The following is a 16,560-nucleotide window of genomic DNA, read 5'->3' as shown; positions in this document are numbered from 1 at the left end:
CCGCTACGCGCCCGCGCCCTCGGCGGCCCCTGTGTCCCCCGCGGAGAACTTCTCCCACTGGGCCGTGATCACTTCCTGCGGCACTCCTCCGATGTCCTTGGTGCCGGTGATCTCGCCGCGGAAGGAGAGCGTGGTCGAGCCGGAGCGGAGGACGGTGAGGTACTCGTACAGCTTCAGCTTCCCCTTCACGTCGAGCACGGTGAAGCGGAACGCCTTCGCCTCGTCCGCCTCGCCGCCGACGGCCGGCGCCTTAACCGGCTCCACCGTGAGGTACGTCGCCTTGGCGATGGCGCGCACCTCGGTGAATCCGGCGGCGCACTCCTTGCCTGCGGTGTCGAGGGCCTTCATGACGGCCGCGGCGTCCTTGGTGCTGTAGCTGCGCAGCGTCACGGCGACGGTGGTGCCGGTCATCTCCTCGGGGACGTCGACCTTGCGGTGCACCTCGGCCGATGGGGCGTACGCGGTGGCTCCGCGGGCGAGGCTGACCAGCGGCTGGCAGACGACGGGGTCGGCGGTGTACTCCTCGCCGAGCGGGGCGCCGAGGGTGTACTCGGACGCGGTGTACCTGCCGACCTTCTCACCCTCGGTGAAGGAGCGGGCGGTGAGCTGCCCCTCGGTCAACGCCCCGGGGGCCGGGGCGCCGGTGCCGGTGGTGCTCGCCCCGGGCTTGTCGTCGGCGGCGGGCGGGTCGCCGTCGCCGCAGCCCGCCGTTGCGGTGAGTACGGCTGCGGCCAGTGCCACGGCCGCCGTGCGCCGCCGTATCCGTCGGTACCCCGCCTCGAACATCCCTGCCCCGTCCTTCGGTTGATCGGATCGAGGCCCGATTGTGGTGCACGAGGGCGCCCGGCGTCACGCGCCGGGCGCCCTCGTGCGGACGTGAGCAGACGTCAGCGGATGGGTCGGTGGACGTTCTCCCGGGTCGCCGGGCCCGGGGTGGCGTCGGCGATCCAGGGGCCTTCGCCGCTGGGGTCGATGACGCCCTCCTCCAGCCAGGTGTAGGTGCCGGCGAGGACACGATTGACGACCTTGCGGTCGAGGTCGTCGGTGTTGGACCAGAGGCGTCCGAAGAGTTCCTCGACGCGGATGCGGGACTGTTTGCAGAACGCGTCCGCGAGTTCGTACGCCTCGCGACCGTGCTCCCCGGTGAGGCGCAGGTGCTCGGCCCGTACGCAGGCCGCGCTCATCGCGAAGAGCTCCGCACCGATGTCGACGACCCGGCCGAGGAAGCCCTGCTTGGTCTCCATCCGGCCCTGCCAGCGGGACATTCCGTAGAACGTGGAGCGGGCGAGCTTGCGCGCCGAGCGTTCCACGTACCTCAGGTGCGTGGCGAGATCGGTGTGGCCGCGCGGGTGGAACTCGGCGTACGAGCGCGGCAGCTGGCCGGGGCCTGTGACGAGCTTGGGAAGCCAGCGGGCGTAGAACGCGGTCGCCTGCGCACCCGCCTTCGCCTTGTCGCCGAGGGACTTGTCGGGGTCGATGATGTCCCCCGCGACCGAGAGGTGGGCGTCGACCGCCTCGCGGGCGATCAGCAGGTGCATGATCTCCGTCGAGCCCTCGAAGATCCGGTTGATCCGCAGATCGCGCAGCATCTGCTCGGCGGGGACGGCCCGTTCGCCGCGCGCGGCGAGCGACTCCGCCGTCTCGAAGCCGCGGCCGCCGCGGATCTGGATCAGCTCGTCGGCCATCAGCCAGGCCATCTCGGAGCCGTACAGCTTGGCGAGCGCCGCCTCGATGCGGATGTCGTTGCGGTCCTCGTCGGCCATCTGGGAGGACAGGTCGACGACCGCCTCCAGGGCGAACGTGGTCGCCGCGATGAAGGAGATCTTGGAGCCCACGGCCTCGTGCTTGGCGAGCGGCTTGCCCCACTGCTCCCGCACGGCGGACCATTCGCGGGCGATCTTCAGGCACCACTTGCCCGCGCCGACGCACATGGCGGGCAGGGAGAGCCGTCCGGTGTTGAGCGTGGTCAGGGCGATCTTGAGGCCGGCGCCCTCGGGGCCGATGCGGTTCGCGGCCGGGACCCGCACCTGGTGGAAGCGGGTCACGCCGTTCTCGATGCCGCGCAGGCCCATGAAGGCGTTGCGGTTCTCGACCGTGATGCCGGGGGACGCCGCCTCGACGACGAAGGCGGTGATGCCGCCCTTGTGGCCCTCGGACCTGGGCACCCGCGCCATGACGACGAGGAGGTCGGCGACGACGCCGTTGGTGGTCCACAGCTTCACGCCGTCGAGCACGTAGGCGTCGCCGTCGGGCACGGCCGTGGTGGCCAGACGCGCCGGGTCGGAGCCCACGTCCGGCTCGGTGAGCAGGAAGGCGGTGATGTCCGTGCGGGCGCACCGCGGCAGGAACGCGTCCTTCTGCTCCTGCGTACCGAAGATCTTCAGCGGCTGCGGCACGCCGATCGACTGGTGGGCGGAGAGGAGTGCGCCCACGGCGGGGCTGGCGGAGCCCACGAGTGCCAGGGCCTTGTTGTAGTAGACCTGGGTGAGCCCCAGCCCGCCGTACTTGGGGTCGATCTTCATGCCGAGCGCCCCGAGCTCCTTCAGCCCGCTGATGACGTCGTCCGGGATCCGGGCCTCGCGCTCGATGCGTGCGCTGTCGATCCTCGTCTCGCAGAAGTCGCGCAGTTTGGCGAGGAACTGCTCGCCGCGCTGGACGTCCTCGGCGGGGGGCATGGGATGGGGATGGATCAGGTCGAGCCGGAAGCGGCCAAGGAACAGCTCCTTGGCGAAGCTGGGCTTGCGCCAGCTCTGCTCGCGGGCGGCCTCGGCGACCTGACGGGCTTCCCGTTCGGTGACCTTGGGCGCGGATTGCGGTGTGGATGGGGCGGACATGAGGGACTCACCTCGCCGCTTGTCGGGGGGCGTCCGGGCGGAACTACCGTCCGGTGCTACTCGTCCGTATCTACCCGATTCCGGAGGGCCTCACCAGTCCTGGGGAGCAGCCGGGTGGAACCGCTCCCGACCGGCCCGCCCGAGTGGCGCGGCGGGCGCTTCCGTGCTCGTGCCCTGTGCTCGCGCCCCGTGCCCGTGTCCCGCGCTCGTGCCCCGCGCCCGTACGAAGACGGCCGGAGCCCCCGCACAGTGGGCTCCGGCCGTCGGCTTCGGGCGGTCCTGCCGCCGCGGGCGCTCCTACAGGGCGAGTCCGGTGAGGACCAGCACCCGCTCGTAGGTGTAGTCGTCCATCGCGTACTTGACGCCCTCGCGGCCCACGCCGGACTGCTTGGCGCCGCCGTACGGCATCTGGTCGGCGCGGTAGGACGGGACGTCACCGACGATCACGCCGCCGACCTCCAGCGCCCGGTGGGCGCGGAACGCGGTCTGCAGGTCGTGGGTGAACACGCCTGCCTGGAGGCCGTACTTCGAGGAGTTGACCGCGGCGAACGCCTCGGCCTCGCCGTTCACGCTCTGCACGGTGAGGACCGGTCCGAAGACCTCCTCGCAGGCGAGGGTGGCGTGCGCCGGTACGCCGGTGAGGACGGTCGGGGTGTAGGAGGCGCCGTCGCGCTTGCCGCCGGTGAGCAGCTGGGCGCCGCCCTCGACGGCCTCGTCGACCCAGGACTCGACGCGCTTGGCGGCGTCCTCGTTGACCAGCGGGCCGACCTCGGTGGCGGAGTCGGACGGGTCACCGGTGGTCTGGGCCTCGACCGCCGCGACGATCTTCGGCAGCAGCCGGTCGTAGACGGTGGCGTCGGCGATCACGCGCTGCACGGAGATGCAGGACTGGCCGCCCTGGTAGTTGGAGAAGGTGGCGATGCGGGTCGCCGCCCAGTCCAGGTCCTCCTCGGAGGCGAAGTCGGCGAGGACGACGGCCGCGCCGTTGCCGCCGAGCTCCAGGGTGCAGTGCTTGCGCGGCACCGAGTCCATGATCGCGTAGCCGACCTTGTCGGAGCCTGTGAAGGAGATGACCGGAAGGCGCTCGTCCTGGACGAGGGCCGGCATCTTGTCGTTCGGGACTGTCAGGACGGACCAGGAGCCGGCGGGCAGCTCCGTCTCGGCCAGCAGCTCACCGAGGATCAGGCCGGAGAGCGGGGTGGCGGGCGCCGGCTTGAGGATGATCGGCGCGCCGACGGCGATGGCCGGGGCGATCTTGTGGGCGCACAGGTTCAGCGGGAAGTTGAACGGCGCGATGCCGAGGACGACACCCTTGGGGAAGCGGCGGGTGAGCGCGAGGCGGCCCTGGCCGCCTGCGTCGGTGTCGAGGCGCTGGGCCTCGCCGCCGTTGAAGCGGCGGGCCTCCTCGGCGGCGAAGCGGAAGACCGAGACCGCGCGGCCGACCTCACCGCGGGCCCACTTGATGGGCTTGCCGTTCTCGGCGGAGATCAGCTGGGCGATCTCCTCGGTGCGCTCGACGAGCCGCTTCGACACATGGTCGAGGGCGGCGGCGCGGACGTGGGCGGGGGTGGCCGCGAACTCGTCCACAACGGCGTGCGCGGCTGCCACGGCCTCCTCGACCTGGGCGTCGGTGGGCACCGAGACCGTGCCGACGACCCGGCCGTCCCAGGGGGACGTGACGTCGAAAGTCGTCTCGCCGGTGGCCTGGCGGCCGGCGAGCCAGAAGGCGTGGGTGGAGGTCATGTGCGAGCCCGGCCCTTCAGAAGTGCGGTCAGAAGTCGGAATTTGTGCGGTGTCTTCCCCTCACACGGTAGGGCGATGGGGGTGTGATGGCGTTTGTCCGAGGTGGAGTGGTCGGAGTGACGCCCTGGCCGCTTTGGCGAGTGCTCCGGTGAGAGCCGGGGTCAGCGGCGGCGCTCGGTGCTGACGATGAGGCCGACCCCCGCGACGACGACGGCGCCGCCGACGGCGATCGGCCAGGTCAGCCGCTCGTTCAGGATCAGCGCGCCGAGGAGGACGGCGACGACCGGGTTGACGTACGCGTACGTGGCGACGAGCGACAGCGGCGCGGAGTGGAGCAGCCAGGCGTACGCCGTGAACGCCACGAGCGAGCCGAAGACGACGAGGTATCCGAGGGCGAGCCAGGAACGGCCCGACACCTCGGTGAGCGTGAAGCCGTACTGCTCGCCGCGGACGAGTCCGACCAGCAGGCAGCCGATGCCTCCCGCGACCATTTCGTAGGCGCTCGCCGTGAACGGGTTGGCGGGCATCGGGATCCGGGCGGACGAGAAGGAGCCGACCGACCACATGACGGTCGCGGCGACGACGGTGAGCACGCCCCACAGGCGTACGTCGCCGCTGAGGCCGGGCAGCGTGAGCACCGCGAGCCCGGCGAGGCCGAGCAGGACGCCGCTGTACGCCCCGATGCCGGGCCGCTCTCCCGACGCCCTGCGCAGCACGACGACCCAGGCGGGGACGACGGCGACGAGGAGGGCGGCGAGCCCGGAGGGGACGGCGGTCTCGGCGAGCACGACGAGGCCGTTGCCGCCGAGGAGCAGTAGCAGCCCGACGAGCGCGGCCGAGGCGAGCTGGGCGCGGGTGGCCTTCAGGGCGGAGGGCCCCTGCCGCCAGGCGATGAGCGCGGCGAGGATCAGCCCGGCGGTGATGAAGCGGGCGCCGGCGGAGAGGAACGGGGGCATCGTCTCGACCACGACGCGGATGCCGAGGTAGGTGGAGCCCCAGACGACGTACACGATGGCGAGGGCGCCCCACACGGCGCCGGATATCCGGTGCCCGGGGGTGCCGGCCGGCGCGATCGTCGCGGCGGGGGTGCGGGCGGCGGGTGCTTCGGGTGAGGTCATCGGTGTGCTTCGTCGTCCTCGTCTGGTGGACGGGGGCCGGTTGCCGTGCCCGTCGGTGGCGATCTCGGTGGCGATCACGAGGCAGGACTGTAGGGATTCACGCAGCCGAACGCCATGTTTTCTGCCCGACTTCGGGCAGCGGAAGGGGATTTCCTGGGTGCCGGGCTCCCCGGAAACCTAGGGCTCCGCAGGGCCTAGGACTCCGCAGGGCCCCCGGTCGCCTTGAGGGCGAGCCAGAGTTCCATGCGGACGTCGGGGTCGTCCAGGGAGCGGCCGAGGATCTCCTCCACGCGGCGCATGCGGTAGCGCAGGGTGTGGCGGTGCACGCCGAGGTCGGCCGCCGCCGCGTCCCATTGGCCGTGGCGCGAGAGCCAGGCCCGCAGCGACTCGACGAGATCACCGCGGCCGGTCGCGTCGTGTTCGTAGAGCGCGCGGAGCATGCCGTCGGCGAAGGCCCGCACGGCGTCGTCGGCCAGCAGCGGGAGGACGGAGCCTGCGGCGAGTTCCTCGTGCTCGACGAGGGCGCGGCCGCGGCGGCGGGCGACGGAGAGGGACTGTTCCGCCTGCTTGTAGGCGGCCGCTGCGGCGATCGGGCCGGTCGGTGCGGACATGCCGACGGCGATGCCCGCCTCCTCGGCCTCGCGCTCCGTGTACGCCTCGCAGGCGCCGGCGACCGCTCCCCCGTCCGCGGCGAGGACGACGAGCCGCTCGCTGCCGTCGGAGCCCTCGGGCACGGTCAGTACGGTCTCGCCGGAGCGCGCCGCCGCCGAGTCCACCGTCTCGGCGAACACGTGCAGGGGGTGCTCGGCGCCGGGGTCGGGCTCACCGGCGGGCTCCGCGACCAGGAGCCGGAAGGGCGCGTCGAGGAGACCGCCGTACAGATCGCCGGCGACCGCTCTCGCGTGGTCCGGCTGCCCGGAGAGCATCATCCGGAGGACCGCCGCGCCGAGCCGCTGCTCGGCGGCCTGGAGCGAGCGGGAGCGTTCGGTCGTCAGGGTCAGCAGGGCGATCGCGGAGTGGACGGCGTACCGCTCGGCCGTGCCCAGGGGGGCGCCCGTGCCGACGGCGAGCGCACCGCGCACCCGCCGCCCGGTGCCCAGGGACTGGAGCTCGACACGGTCGTCCGTCCCGCCGACGACGGCGCTGGCGGGGGCGGGGCGTTCGCGCAGCCGCTCGACGTCGGCGGTGAGGCGGGCCGCCCGCCGCAGCGCCCAGTCGGGCGCCGAGGCGACGACGGCTCCGGAGGCGTCGTAGAGCGCGGCCCAGCCGTCGACGTGCGCGGCGAGCTTGGCGAGCAGCGCCGCCGGCCCCTCGGCGAGCGCGGCGCGGGTCAGCTCCCGCTGGGCCTCGAAGCCCGCGGTAACGGCCCGGTACTGGTCGGCGGCGATGGCCGCGGAGACGGCCTTGCTGATGGCCAGGAACGGTGTGCGGCGCGGCACTTCGAGCAGCGGGAAGTCCTGGGCCTCGGCCGCCTCCAGCAGGGCGTCGGGGACGGCGTCGTAGTTGACGCCGACGGCGAAGCCGAGCCCGACGACGCCGGCGCCCGCGAGCCGGCGTACGTAGCGGCGCATCGCCTCGTGGTCGGCGGCGTCCAGTGTCATGGCGGTGACGAGGAGCAGCTCGCCGCCCTCCATGTACGGCACGGGGTCGGCGAGCTCGCTGACGTGCGCCCAGCGCACGGGCGTCGCGAGCCGGTCCTGCCCGGCGCGGACCGTCAGCTTGAGCGCGGAGTGCTGGACGAGCTGGGCGAGGGTGACCGGCATGGGACCGCGCGCTTTCGGCAGATTCGACGGATCGGGCAGGTGCGTCGGTGTCGGGGGAGGCCCGACGGGTCGGGAGGAGTTTTTCGCCGTCCCGTACGAACGGCGTACCTCGATTCTGCCAGCCCGTACGAGTGCCCGCGTCAGGTACGCAGAGTACGGGTGCCCGCGTCAGGTACGCAGATCCACCAGCAGCGGCGGTGCGTGCTCCCCGCGCACCGAGGTGAGCGACAGCACCGCGTGCCCCGCGGGCACGGAGTGCGCCAGCTCGGAGGCCGACCAGCGCTCGCGCTCCACTTCCCGGACCGTCACGGCCTCCGCGGTGGCCGCCTTCCCGGTCACCAGCCGCCGCATGAAGTGCAGCGCCTTGGTCAGCGGCTCGTCGGAGATGATCTGCCGGTTGGTGACGTCCCGCGTCTGCACCCACTCGGTGCCCCAGGTCTCCGCGAACCGCCCGCCGTCCCAGGGCGCGAGCCCCGCGAACGCCATCCGGCACCCGACAGCGCCCAGCAGCGGCCCCCGCAGGGTCTCGGGCACGTCCTCCAGGGTCCGCAGCGCCAGCACGACCCCCGCGTTGGCCGACCGCAGGCGCTGGACGGCCCTGACCGAGTCGGCCGTCACGGTGTACGTCGCGTCGTCGAGGACGAGGCAGCTGAAGAGCGAGCGGTCGGAGCGCGCGAGCGCGGCCTCGGTGAACTGGGCGAGGACGAGCCGGGCGATGATCCGGGACGCCTCGGCGTGCCCGCGCTCGGGCAGATCGACCCGGACCCGCAGCGGGAGTTCGATGGCCCGCAGCGAGAACGGCCGGCCGGTCTCCTTCGTACGGAAGAACGGCGCGAACGCCGGCCGGTCGAGGAACGCGATGCGCTCGGCGAGCAGCACCCCGATGTCGTCGGCGCGCTCCGACTGCCGTGCCCGCGCGTCGAGTTCCCGCAGCTGGGACGCCTCCCCGGCGGCCTCCAGGGCGCTGCGGAGCCCGTCGAGCGCCCCGGGCGCACCACCGACGAGGTCGCGGAGCTCCGGTACGGCCGGGAAGTGGCCGTGGACGCTCCGGTACGGGCCGATGAGCTGGGCGAGCGCGGTGGCGGCGCGGCGGCTGTCGGCCGCCAGATCGCCGACGAGCGCCTCGGCGAGGACACGGGCGGCCTCGTCGGGGTCGTCGGCGCCGCCGTACAGGTCGAGGTCGTGCGTCGACTCGGCCCGGCCGGGGGCGATGACGAGATCGAAGGCGTCGTCGGGGGCGAGCGCCGTGCCCCGGGCGGTGACGGCGACGACGGCCGCACGGTTCGCGAGCGCCTGGAGGCACAGCGCCTCCACGACCGGCCGCACGAGCCGCACGGTCTTCCCGGAGCCGGAGGGGCCGACGGCGAGCAGGGACGTGCCGAGCAGCGCGGGTTCGAGGGCGACGCCGGTGGTGCGGCGGGCGTAGGGGTTGCGGGGATGGTCGGCGGCGGTGCCGATCCTCACCTGCCCGGTGGCGAGATCGTGGGTGGCGGTGCGGACCGGCAGGTCCCGCACGCCGGAGGGGTGGGCGCAGGCGGCGGGCCCCTCGGCCCGCACGGCGTCGGTGAAGGCGGGCAGCCGTTCGGGCCGGGTGCGTACGCCCTGCCAGGCGCGGCGGATCCGGGCGTAGTCGACGTCGCCCAGCGCGCCCCTGCGCGTCGCGTCGGTGAGGGTGCGGGCCGTCTCGTCGAGCCCCGCCGTCCGCAGCTCGGGCCAGTCGGCGGGGTCGTGCTGCGGCTCCGGCGCCCCCTCGGCGGCGGGTGCGTCCTTGCGGCGCGCGAGCACCGGCCAGGTGCCGGCCCTGCCGAGGACCGCGACGACGGCGGTCACGAGGCACAGGTAGTACAGGTTCGAGGCCCCTTCGAGCCACCAGACGCTCCTGGGCATCTCCCGCCACACACCGGGGAGCAGCACGAACAGCGGCCAGAGCGGCACGCCGTACCGGCGCCAGATCTCGTTCCAGTTGCCGACCCGCCCCGAACCCACCGCGAGCAGGGTCAGCACGAGGCCGTTGTAGACGTACGTCGCCGTGACGAACAGCTCGAACTGTGCGCTGGTCCCGTTCTGCCAGGAGTCGGGCACCAGCCAGAGCATGGGCAGCAGCCACCAGTCCTTGACGAAGAACCACCAGCCTTCGAGGTAGTGGTTCCACAGCAGGGACCAGAACAGCCAGCCGGCGAGGAACGCGATGACCGCGCCGCCGATCAGCGGCCGGGCGGGGACGAGCTCCGGCTCCTGCTCCGGGCGCGGCCGGTGGCCGAGCCGCCAGATGCCGGGGGCGGCCTGGGGCCGCGGAATGCGCAGCCAGTCGGCGACGGAGGCCCCGGTGGCGGGCGCCGGGGCGTGCGCGGGGGCCGGGGGGACGGCGGGCGGCACCGGCGGAGGACCGGCCGGGCGCGGGACGGGATGGGCGCTGCCCGTGGCGCTCGGGCCGCCGGGGCCGCCCGCTCGGCTGCCGCGTGCGTCGTACGTGCCTTCGGTGTCCATCAACCCCTGCCCCCTGACCAGCCAGGACCGCGCCTGTGTGCAACCGTCAATCTAGTGGGCGCGGACGGGGAGTTCACCGATCTCGCCCCGCGAGTACGCCACCGGCGAGCCGCCGCGCGGCGGCGGGGAACACCGGGCGGTGGCACAGGGGTCGGGCGGGAACGGGGCGGGGAGTCCGCACACCGCCGCGCGCTCTATGTCCGCCACGGACGCGCTCTATGTCCGCCACGGACAACGACACGCCCCCACCACTACCGAACGGAGCATGCCGGACCCCCTGAGCCGGACCTAGCCTGCGAAGAAAGCACAAGTGCGTCCGAAAGACACCCCAGGAGCCCTCATGACCGCAATCCCGCAGGAGCGCCGCGTCGTCACCGCCATCCCCGGCCCCAAGTCGCAGGAGCTGCAGACCCGCCGTCTCTCCGCGGTCGCGGGCGGCGTGGGCTCCGTCCTGCCGGTGTTCACCGCCCGCGCCGGCGGCGGCATCATCGAGGACATCGACGGCAACCGCCTGATCGACTTCGGCTCCGGCATCGCCGTGACCTCGGTCGGCGCCTCCGCCGAGGCCGTCGTACGCCGCGCCTCCGCCCAGCTGCAGGACTTCACCCACACCTGTTTCATGGTCACCCCGTACGAGGGCTATGTGGAGGTCTGCGAGCAGCTCGCCGAGCTGACCCCGGGCGACCACGCCAAGAAGTCCGCCCTGTTCAACTCGGGCGCCGAGGCCGTCGAGAACGCCGTCAAGATCGCCCGCGCGTACACCAAGCGCCAGGCCGTCGTCGTCTTCGACCACGGCTACCACGGCCGTACGAACCTGACGATGGCGCTGACCTCCAAGAACATGCCGTACAAGCACGGCTTCGGCCCATTCGCCCCCGAGGTCTACCGCGTGCCCGTCGCCTACGGCTACCGCTGGCCCACCGGTGCGGAGAACTGCGGCCCCGAGGCCGCCGCCCAGGCCATCGACCAGATCAGCAAGCAGATCGGCGCGGAGAACGTCGCCGCGATCATCATCGAGCCGGTCCTCGGCGAGGGCGGCTTCATCGAGCCGGCCAAGGGCTTCCTCCCGGCTCTCGTGAAGTTCGCCAACGACAACGGCATCGTCTTCGTCGCCGACGAGATCCAGTCCGGCTTCTGCCGCACCGGCCAGTGGTTCGCCTGCGAGGACGAGGGCATCGTCCCGGACCTGATCACCACCGCCAAGGGCATCGCGGGCGGTCTGCCGCTCGCCGCCGTCACCGGCCGCGCCGAGATCATGGACGCCCCGCACGCGGGCGGCCTGGGCGGCACCTACGGCGGCAACCCCGTCGCCTGCGCCGGTGCGCTCGGCGCCATCGAGACCATGCGCGAGCAGGACCTCAACGGCAAGGCCAAGCGCATCGAGGAGGTCATGAAGGGCCGCCTGACCGCGATGGCGGAGAAGTTCGACATCATCGGCGACATCCGCGGCCGCGGCGCCATGGTCGCCATCGAGCTGGTCAAGGACCGCGCCACCAAGGAGCCGAACCCGGAGGCCGCGGGCGCGCTGGCGAAGGCCTGCCACGCCGAGGGTCTGCTCGTCCTGACCTGCGGAACGTACGGCAACGTGCTCCGCTTCCTGCCGCCGCTCGTCATCGGTGAGGACCTGCTGAACGAGGGCCTGGACATCATCGAGTCGGCGTTCGCGGGCGTCTGAGCCACGGTTCCCGGGGGTGACCCCGAGTAATCGCGCGCTCTCTGTGAAGAACGTGTGGGGGGCCGATGGCGGGATGGCATTCCGGCTGTCGGTCCCCCCTCCTGCTGCCGTACGGTTTTCGCAGATGAGAGAAACACCTCGCCCGCAGGGGACTGCGGGCGAATCCAGGCCGGAGCCTCCCCAGCCTCGACCTGGCCGTGCCCTCGCGCACACCACCGGGGCCTCCGGCTCCGGAACTCCTCACCGATCGGATGGCCGCCCGCCCCAAACCCCCCGGGGCGCGCGGTACACCGATCCTGGCGGCCGCCTCGGAACCACCCCCCCTGTTCCGGGGCGGCCGGCTCTCTCCCCGAGGCTTCCCCTCCTGGTGCTCTGCACCCTCTTCTTCGCGCTGACCACCTGGCAGGTGGCCGCCCGCGGTCCGCTGCGCGCGCTCGACGAGCGCCTCGACCGCTCCGTCGTCGGCGACGGCCCCGCCGCCCTCACCGAGCTCCTCGCCGACCTCGGCAATATGCAGGTGGCGCTGCCGGTGCTCGCCGCCGCGGCCGCGTGGGCGCTCCACCGCCGCCGGCGCACCCACGCCCTGGCCGCCGTCCTCGCCATGGCCCTCGTCCCGGCCCTGGTCGCCCCGATGAAGGCGCTGACCGACCGGCCGGGGCCGCTCACCGCGGAGACCGGCTACTACCCCTCGGGCCACGCGGCCACGGCGATGGTGGCCTACTTCTGCGCGGCGCTGCTGGTGAGCAGACGGCTGATGCCCGTCGCCGCCCTGCTGACGGCGGCGACGGGCATCGGCCTCGTGCTGCGCGGCTACCACTGGCCGCTGGACGTGCTCGGGAGCTGGTTCCTGTGCGGGGCGCTCCTTGCGGCGGGCTCGCTGCTCGTCAGCTCCAGCCGTAGGCGTCGAAGTTCCGCTGGAACTCCCAGCCGCCGAACCGGTCCCAGTTGATCGACCAGGTCATCAGCCCGCGCAGCGCCGGCCAGGTGCCGTGGGTCTGGTACGAGCCGCAGTTGGTGTGCTTCGTCAGGCAGTCCAGCGCCTTGTTGACCTCGGCCGGCGGGGTGTGGCCGTTGCCCGCGGTGGTCGTGGCGGGCAGACCGATCGCGACCTGGTCGGGGCGCAGTGCCGGGAAGAACCGGTCGGTGTTGCCCGCGACCGGGAAGCCGGTGAGCAGCATGTCCGTCATGGAGATGTGGAAGTCGGCGCCGCCCATGGTGTGGTACTGGTTGTCGAGCCCCATGATCGGGCCCGAGTTGTAGTGCTGGACGTGCAGCAGGGTGAGGTCGTCGCGCAGGGCGTGGATGACCGGGAGGTACGCGCCGGCGCGGGGGTCCTGGCCGCCGAACGGGCCGGAGCCGTAGAACTGGTACCCGAGCTGGACGAAGAAGGTCTCCGGGGCCATGGTGAGCACGAAGTCGGAGCCGTACCTGGCCTTGAGCGTCTTCAGCGCGGAGATCAGGTTGACGATCACCGGGCTGGTCGGGCTGCGGAAGTCGGTGTCCCCGGTGTTCAGTGACAGCGAGTGGCCTTCGAAGTCGATGTCGAGGCCGTCGAGGCCGTACTCGTCGATGATCCTCGACACGGAGGAGACGAAGGTGTCGCGGGCCGCCGTGGTGGCGAGCTGCACCTGGCCGTTCTGGCCGCCGATGGAGATCAGCACCTTCTTGCCCGCGGCCTGCTTGGCGGCGATGGCGGCCTTGAACTCGGCGGCGGTCTCCACGCCCGGGCACTCGCTCGCCGGGCAGAGGCTGAAGCGGATGTCGCCGGAGGTCACCGACGTCGGTTCGCCGAAGGCGAGGTTGATGACGTCCCAGGAGTCGGGGACGTCCGCCATGCGGGTGTAGCCGGAGCCGTTGGCGAAGCTGGCGTGCAGATAGCCGACGAGGGCGTGGGAGGGCAGGCCGGGCCCGGGGCCGCCGCCCGAGGTCGTCGTCGCCGTGACGGGCGTGGACTTGGGCGACTCCCCCGCGCTGTTGGTGGCCGTGACCTGGAAGCTGTACGAGGTGGCCGCGGCCAGTCCGCTCACGGTGGCCGAAGTCCCGGTCGCCGAGAGCACCTTGGTGCCGTTGCGGTAGACGTTGTAGCCGGTCGCCCCGGAGACGGAGGCCCAGGAGAGCGGCACGGTGGAGGAGGTCGGGGTGCCCGCGGCCAGCCCGCCGGGGGCGGCCGGTATCTCCACCTGCGCGCCGCCCGGGCCGAAGAGGGAGAGGTCGTCGGCCTGGTAGGCGCCGGTGCCGTACCAGCCGTGGGTGTAGACGGTGACCGAGGTCGTCGAGGGGCCGGTCCGGAACGTCGTCGTGAGCTTCTGCCAGTCGGGGGCGGACTGGGTCCAGGTCGAGACGTCGGTCGTGCCGGTCCCGGAGGCGCCGAGGTAGACGTAGCTGCCGCGCACCCAGCCGCTGAGCGTGTACGCCGAGTCGGGCTGGACGGAGATGGTCTGGGAGCACTTGGCGTTGTCGCTGCCGGCGGGGGTGGCCTGGAGCGCCTTGGTGCCGCTGTGCACGGGCGAGGAGACGGCGGCGCCGCTGCCGGCCGTACAGCTCCAGCCGTCCAGTGCGGACTCGAAGCCGCCGTTGCGCGCGAGTTCGGCGTCGGCGGCCTGGGCGGTGTGCGCGGTGGCGACGAGTCCGCTCGCGGCGAGGAGGGCCGCCACGGCGACGGCGAGAGGTCTGGTGCGGTCCACAACTGCCTCCGGGGGTGGGGGATTCGAGGTGGAGCGCGCCACAACATGGTCCAGACCAATCGGCTTGTCAAGACCTGTGGCAGCGCGCCCCGTTGCTCACCCCTCGCCGCCCCCGGCGATCGCGGCCGCCGCCTCGTGCATCGACAGCTCCAGCAGCGACGGATCGGTGAGCGTCCCCGAACCGTCCGGCGGTATCAGCCAGCGCACCCCGCCCGCGACCCGTCCGGGGTAGGGGACGACGATCCAGGTCCCCCGTCCCGCGGTGCGCACGCCCGTACCGATCCAGCGCTGCGATGTGCCCGGCGGCACGAAGAACCCCAGCCGCTCGTCGCCGAGGTCCGCGAGGACCGGTCCCGGCCGGCGGACGAGCCTGGTCAGCACGTCGAACGTGGGACAGCCGAGTTCCCCCGGCAGGATCAGCACGTCCCAACGCCTGCCCGCCGGGAGCAGGGCGGTCCCCAGACGGCTGCCCTCCCACTCCCGGCGGCAGGCGTCGGGGTCGGGCGCCGCCGACACCAGCCACTCCACCGCGGTCTTGGCCTCCTCGGCCCCCGAACCGGTCATGCTCCACAGCCTCCGTCTCCGTGCGACGACGTATGTCCGGACTACGCGTTCACACGGGGAGAGCGGGACGGGCGCCGGCTATGACGCGGGTTCCTGCGGCGAGTTGAAACGATTGCGAGCCCGTCCCGAAGCCTCAGCTGTCGAAGCCGAGCCCGAGGCGGTCCATGACCCTCAGCCAAAGGTTGCGGCGGCCGCCGTTGGCGTCCGCGCGGGCCAGTGACCATTTGGTGATGCCGATCCCGGCCCAGGCGACCGGCTCGGGCGGGAACGGCATCGGCTTTCTGCGCACCATCTCCAGCTCCGTACGCTCGGTGCGCTCGCCCGCGAGCAGATCGAGCATCACGTCCGCGCCGAAGCGGGTGGCCCCGACGCCGAGCCCGGTGTACCCGGCGGCGTACGCGACCTTGCCGCCGTGCGCCGTGCCGAAGAAGGCGGAGAAGCGCGAGCAGGTGTCGATCGCCCCGCCCCAGGCGTGGCTGAAGCGCAGCCCCTCCAACTGCGGGAAGCAGTCGAAGAACTGGCCGGCCAGCTTGAGGTACGTCTCCGGCCGGTGGTCCAGCTCGGCGCTGACCCGGCCCCCGAAGGGGTAGATCGCGTCGTAGCCGCCCCACAGGATGCGGTGGTCGGCGGTGATGCGGAAGTAGTGGAACTGGTTGGCGCTGTCACCGAGTCCCTGGCGGCGGCGCCAGCCGACCGCCGCCCGCTGCTCCGCCGTCAGCGGCTCCGTCATCAGCGCGTAGTCGTACACCGGGACCGTGTACGAGCGGAGCCGCTTGACCAGCGAGGGGAAGACGTTCGTCCCGAGCGCGACGCGCCGGGCGAAGACCCTGCCGTACGAGGTGCGGACGGCCATCACTGCGCCGGAGGGGGCGAGGTCGAGGGCGCGGGTGTTCTCGTAGATCCGTACGCCGAGGCCGAGGCACGCCCGCTTGAGGCCCCAGGCGAGCTTCGCGGGGTGGAGCATGGCGACACCCCTGCGGTCCCACAGCCCGCCGATGAAGGCGGGCGAGTCGACCTCGGCCCGTACGGCGTCCCGGTCGAGCAGTTCCAGACCGTCGGCGAAGCCGAGCCGCTCCGCCTCCTCGTACACCTCGCGGAGTTCGTCGAGCTGGTACGGCTCGGTGGCGACGTCGATCTCACCGGAGCGCTCGAAGTCGCAGTCGATGCCGTACGCGGCGACGGCGGCCTCGATGGCGTCGAGGTTGCGCGCGCCGAGCTCCTCCAGCTTCGGCATCTCGTCCGGCCAGCGGGCGAGCCCGTTGCCGAGGCCGTGGGTGAGGGACGCGGCGCAGAATCCGCCGTTGCGGCCCGAGGCGGCCCAGCCCACCTCGCGGCCCTCGATCAGGACGACATCCCGCCGGGGGTCGCGCTCCTTGGCGAGGAGCGCGGTCCACAGTCCGCTGTAGCCGCCGCCGACGACGAGGAGGTCGGTCCTCTCGTCACCGGTGAGGGCGGGCAGGGCGGCGGGCTTGCCGGGGTCTTCCAGCCAGAAGGGGACGGGCTGGGCGTCGGAGAGTGATGAGGCAAAGGTCATGGCTGCTGGGGCCATGGTTTCCACTCCTTCAGTGGCTAGAGGGTGTCCGGTGGATCAGGCTGGATCAGGGAGCGGCGTCATGTGGCTTCGGATCCAAGGCGGAGGAAGGAGACAACGCGGTGGGGGTCCCTCCCGTGCCCGGAGGGCTACGGGGGAGT

Annotated in this window: 12 protein-coding genes; 2 read left to right on the top strand and 10 right to left on the bottom strand. The window is 72.7% G+C overall.

The genetic code is table 11. The annotated features are described in order from the left end of the window. Positions 1 to 3 precede the first annotated feature (3 nt). From KK483_RS26525 to KK483_RS26495, 7 genes are all read right to left on the bottom strand, one after another. Positions 4 to 786, bottom strand: coding sequence for a hypothetical protein (locus KK483_RS26525; RefSeq protein ID WP_262007725.1), 783 nt, complete (start codon positions 784 to 786; stop codon positions 4 to 6). A 101-nt stretch (positions 787 to 887) separates the two neighbouring features. Next, positions 888 to 2,834, bottom strand: coding sequence for an acyl-CoA dehydrogenase family protein (locus KK483_RS26520; protein ID WP_262007724.1), 1,947 nt, complete (start codon positions 2,832 to 2,834; stop codon positions 888 to 890). 297 nt (positions 2,835 to 3,131) lie between these two features. Next, positions 3,132 to 4,577: an aldehyde dehydrogenase family protein gene (locus KK483_RS26515; protein WP_262007723.1), complete on the bottom strand. Its 1,446-nt coding sequence runs from the start codon at positions 4,575 to 4,577 to the stop codon at positions 3,132 to 3,134. Positions 4,578 to 4,738: 161 nt separating this feature from the next. Beyond that, complete coding sequence (locus KK483_RS26510; protein WP_262009702.1) at positions 4,739 to 5,695, bottom strand: EamA family transporter; 957 nt, start codon at positions 5,693 to 5,695, stop codon at positions 4,739 to 4,741. A 194-nt stretch (positions 5,696 to 5,889) separates the two neighbouring features. Then, positions 5,890 to 7,458, bottom strand: coding sequence for a PucR family transcriptional regulator (locus KK483_RS26505; RefSeq protein ID WP_262007722.1), 1,569 nt, complete (start codon positions 7,456 to 7,458; stop codon positions 5,890 to 5,892). A 168-nt stretch (positions 7,459 to 7,626) separates the two neighbouring features. Then, the gene (locus KK483_RS26500) at positions 7,627 to 9,945 is read right to left on the bottom strand and encodes an ATP/GTP-binding protein (RefSeq protein WP_262007721.1); all 2,319 of its coding nucleotides are present in this window, start codon (positions 9,943 to 9,945) and stop codon (positions 7,627 to 7,629) included. A 51-nt stretch (positions 9,946 to 9,996) separates the two neighbouring features. Then, positions 9,997 to 10,152: a hypothetical protein gene (locus tag KK483_RS26495; protein WP_262007720.1), complete on the bottom strand. Its 156-nt coding sequence runs from the start codon at positions 10,150 to 10,152 to the stop codon at positions 9,997 to 9,999. A 133-nt stretch (positions 10,153 to 10,285) separates the two neighbouring features. Here KK483_RS26495 and gabT point away from each other — a divergent pair, with 133 nt between their 5' ends. Together gabT and KK483_RS26485 are read left to right on the top strand one after the other, a co-directional pair. Further along, positions 10,286 to 11,620 (top strand): 4-aminobutyrate--2-oxoglutarate transaminase, encoded by a 1,335-nt coding sequence (gene gabT / locus KK483_RS26490; protein ID WP_262007719.1) that lies wholly within the window; start codon positions 10,286 to 10,288, stop codon positions 11,618 to 11,620. 124 nt (positions 11,621 to 11,744) lie between these two features. Further along, positions 11,745 to 12,569, top strand: a complete 825-nt coding sequence (locus tag KK483_RS26485) for a phosphatase PAP2 family protein (protein WP_262007718.1) — start codon at positions 11,745 to 11,747, stop codon at positions 12,567 to 12,569. Here KK483_RS26485 and KK483_RS26480 read toward each other — a convergent pair. The 3 genes from KK483_RS26480 to KK483_RS26470 form a co-directional block, all read right to left on the bottom strand. After that, positions 12,505 to 14,304: a chitinase gene (locus KK483_RS26480; protein WP_262007717.1), complete on the bottom strand. Its 1,800-nt coding sequence runs from the start codon at positions 14,302 to 14,304 to the stop codon at positions 12,505 to 12,507. The genes KK483_RS26485 and KK483_RS26480 overlap by 65 nt on opposite strands. A gap of 96 nt (positions 14,305 to 14,400) precedes the next feature. Next, positions 14,401 to 14,868 carry a hypothetical protein gene (locus KK483_RS26475; protein WP_262007716.1) on the bottom strand — a complete coding sequence of 156 codons (468 nt, stop codon included), beginning with the start codon at positions 14,866 to 14,868 and terminating at the stop codon, positions 14,401 to 14,403. A gap of 133 nt (positions 14,869 to 15,001) precedes the next feature. Further along, positions 15,002 to 16,417, bottom strand: a complete 1,416-nt coding sequence (locus KK483_RS26470) for an FAD-binding oxidoreductase (RefSeq protein ID WP_262007715.1) — start codon at positions 16,415 to 16,417, stop codon at positions 15,002 to 15,004. Positions 16,418 to 16,560 lie beyond the last annotated feature (143 nt).

This window comes from Streptomyces sp. FIT100, from assembly GCF_024584805.1.
In the GTDB taxonomy this organism is placed as follows: Bacteria; Actinomycetota; Actinomycetes; order Streptomycetales; family Streptomycetaceae; genus Streptomyces.
This window is presented reverse-complemented; position numbering and strand designations above follow the sequence as displayed.

What these genes read in the sequence shown, in the direction of transcription:
- KK483_RS26515 (WP_262007723.1), bottom strand. Translation starts at nt 4,577, where the DNA reads ATGACCTCCACCCACGCCTTCTGGCTCGCCGGCCGCCAGGCCACCGGC.
- KK483_RS26520 (WP_262007724.1), bottom strand. Translation starts at nt 2,834, where the DNA reads ATGTCCGCCCCATCCACACCGCAATCCGCGCCCAAGGTCACCGAACGG.
- KK483_RS26475 (WP_262007716.1), bottom strand. Translation starts at nt 14,868, where the DNA reads ATGACCGGTTCGGGGGCCGAGGAGGCCAAGACCGCGGTGGAGTGGCTG.
- KK483_RS26485 (WP_262007718.1), top strand. Translation starts at nt 11,745, where the DNA reads ATGAGAGAAACACCTCGCCCGCAGGGGACTGCGGGCGAATCCAGGCCG.
- KK483_RS26470 (WP_262007715.1), bottom strand. Translation starts at nt 16,417, where the DNA reads ATGGCCCCAGCAGCCATGACCTTTGCCTCATCACTCTCCGACGCCCAG.
- KK483_RS26500 (WP_262007721.1), bottom strand. Translation starts at nt 9,945, where the DNA reads ATGGACACCGAAGGCACGTACGACGCACGCGGCAGCCGAGCGGGCGGC.
- KK483_RS26525 (WP_262007725.1), bottom strand. Translation starts at nt 786, where the DNA reads ATGTTCGAGGCGGGGTACCGACGGATACGGCGGCGCACGGCGGCCGTG.
- KK483_RS26510 (WP_262009702.1), bottom strand. Translation starts at nt 5,695, where the DNA reads ATGACCTCACCCGAAGCACCCGCCGCCCGCACCCCCGCCGCGACGATC.
- gabT (WP_262007719.1), top strand. Translation starts at nt 10,286, where the DNA reads ATGACCGCAATCCCGCAGGAGCGCCGCGTCGTCACCGCCATCCCCGGC.
- KK483_RS26505 (WP_262007722.1), bottom strand. Translation starts at nt 7,458, where the DNA reads ATGCCGGTCACCCTCGCCCAGCTCGTCCAGCACTCCGCGCTCAAGCTG.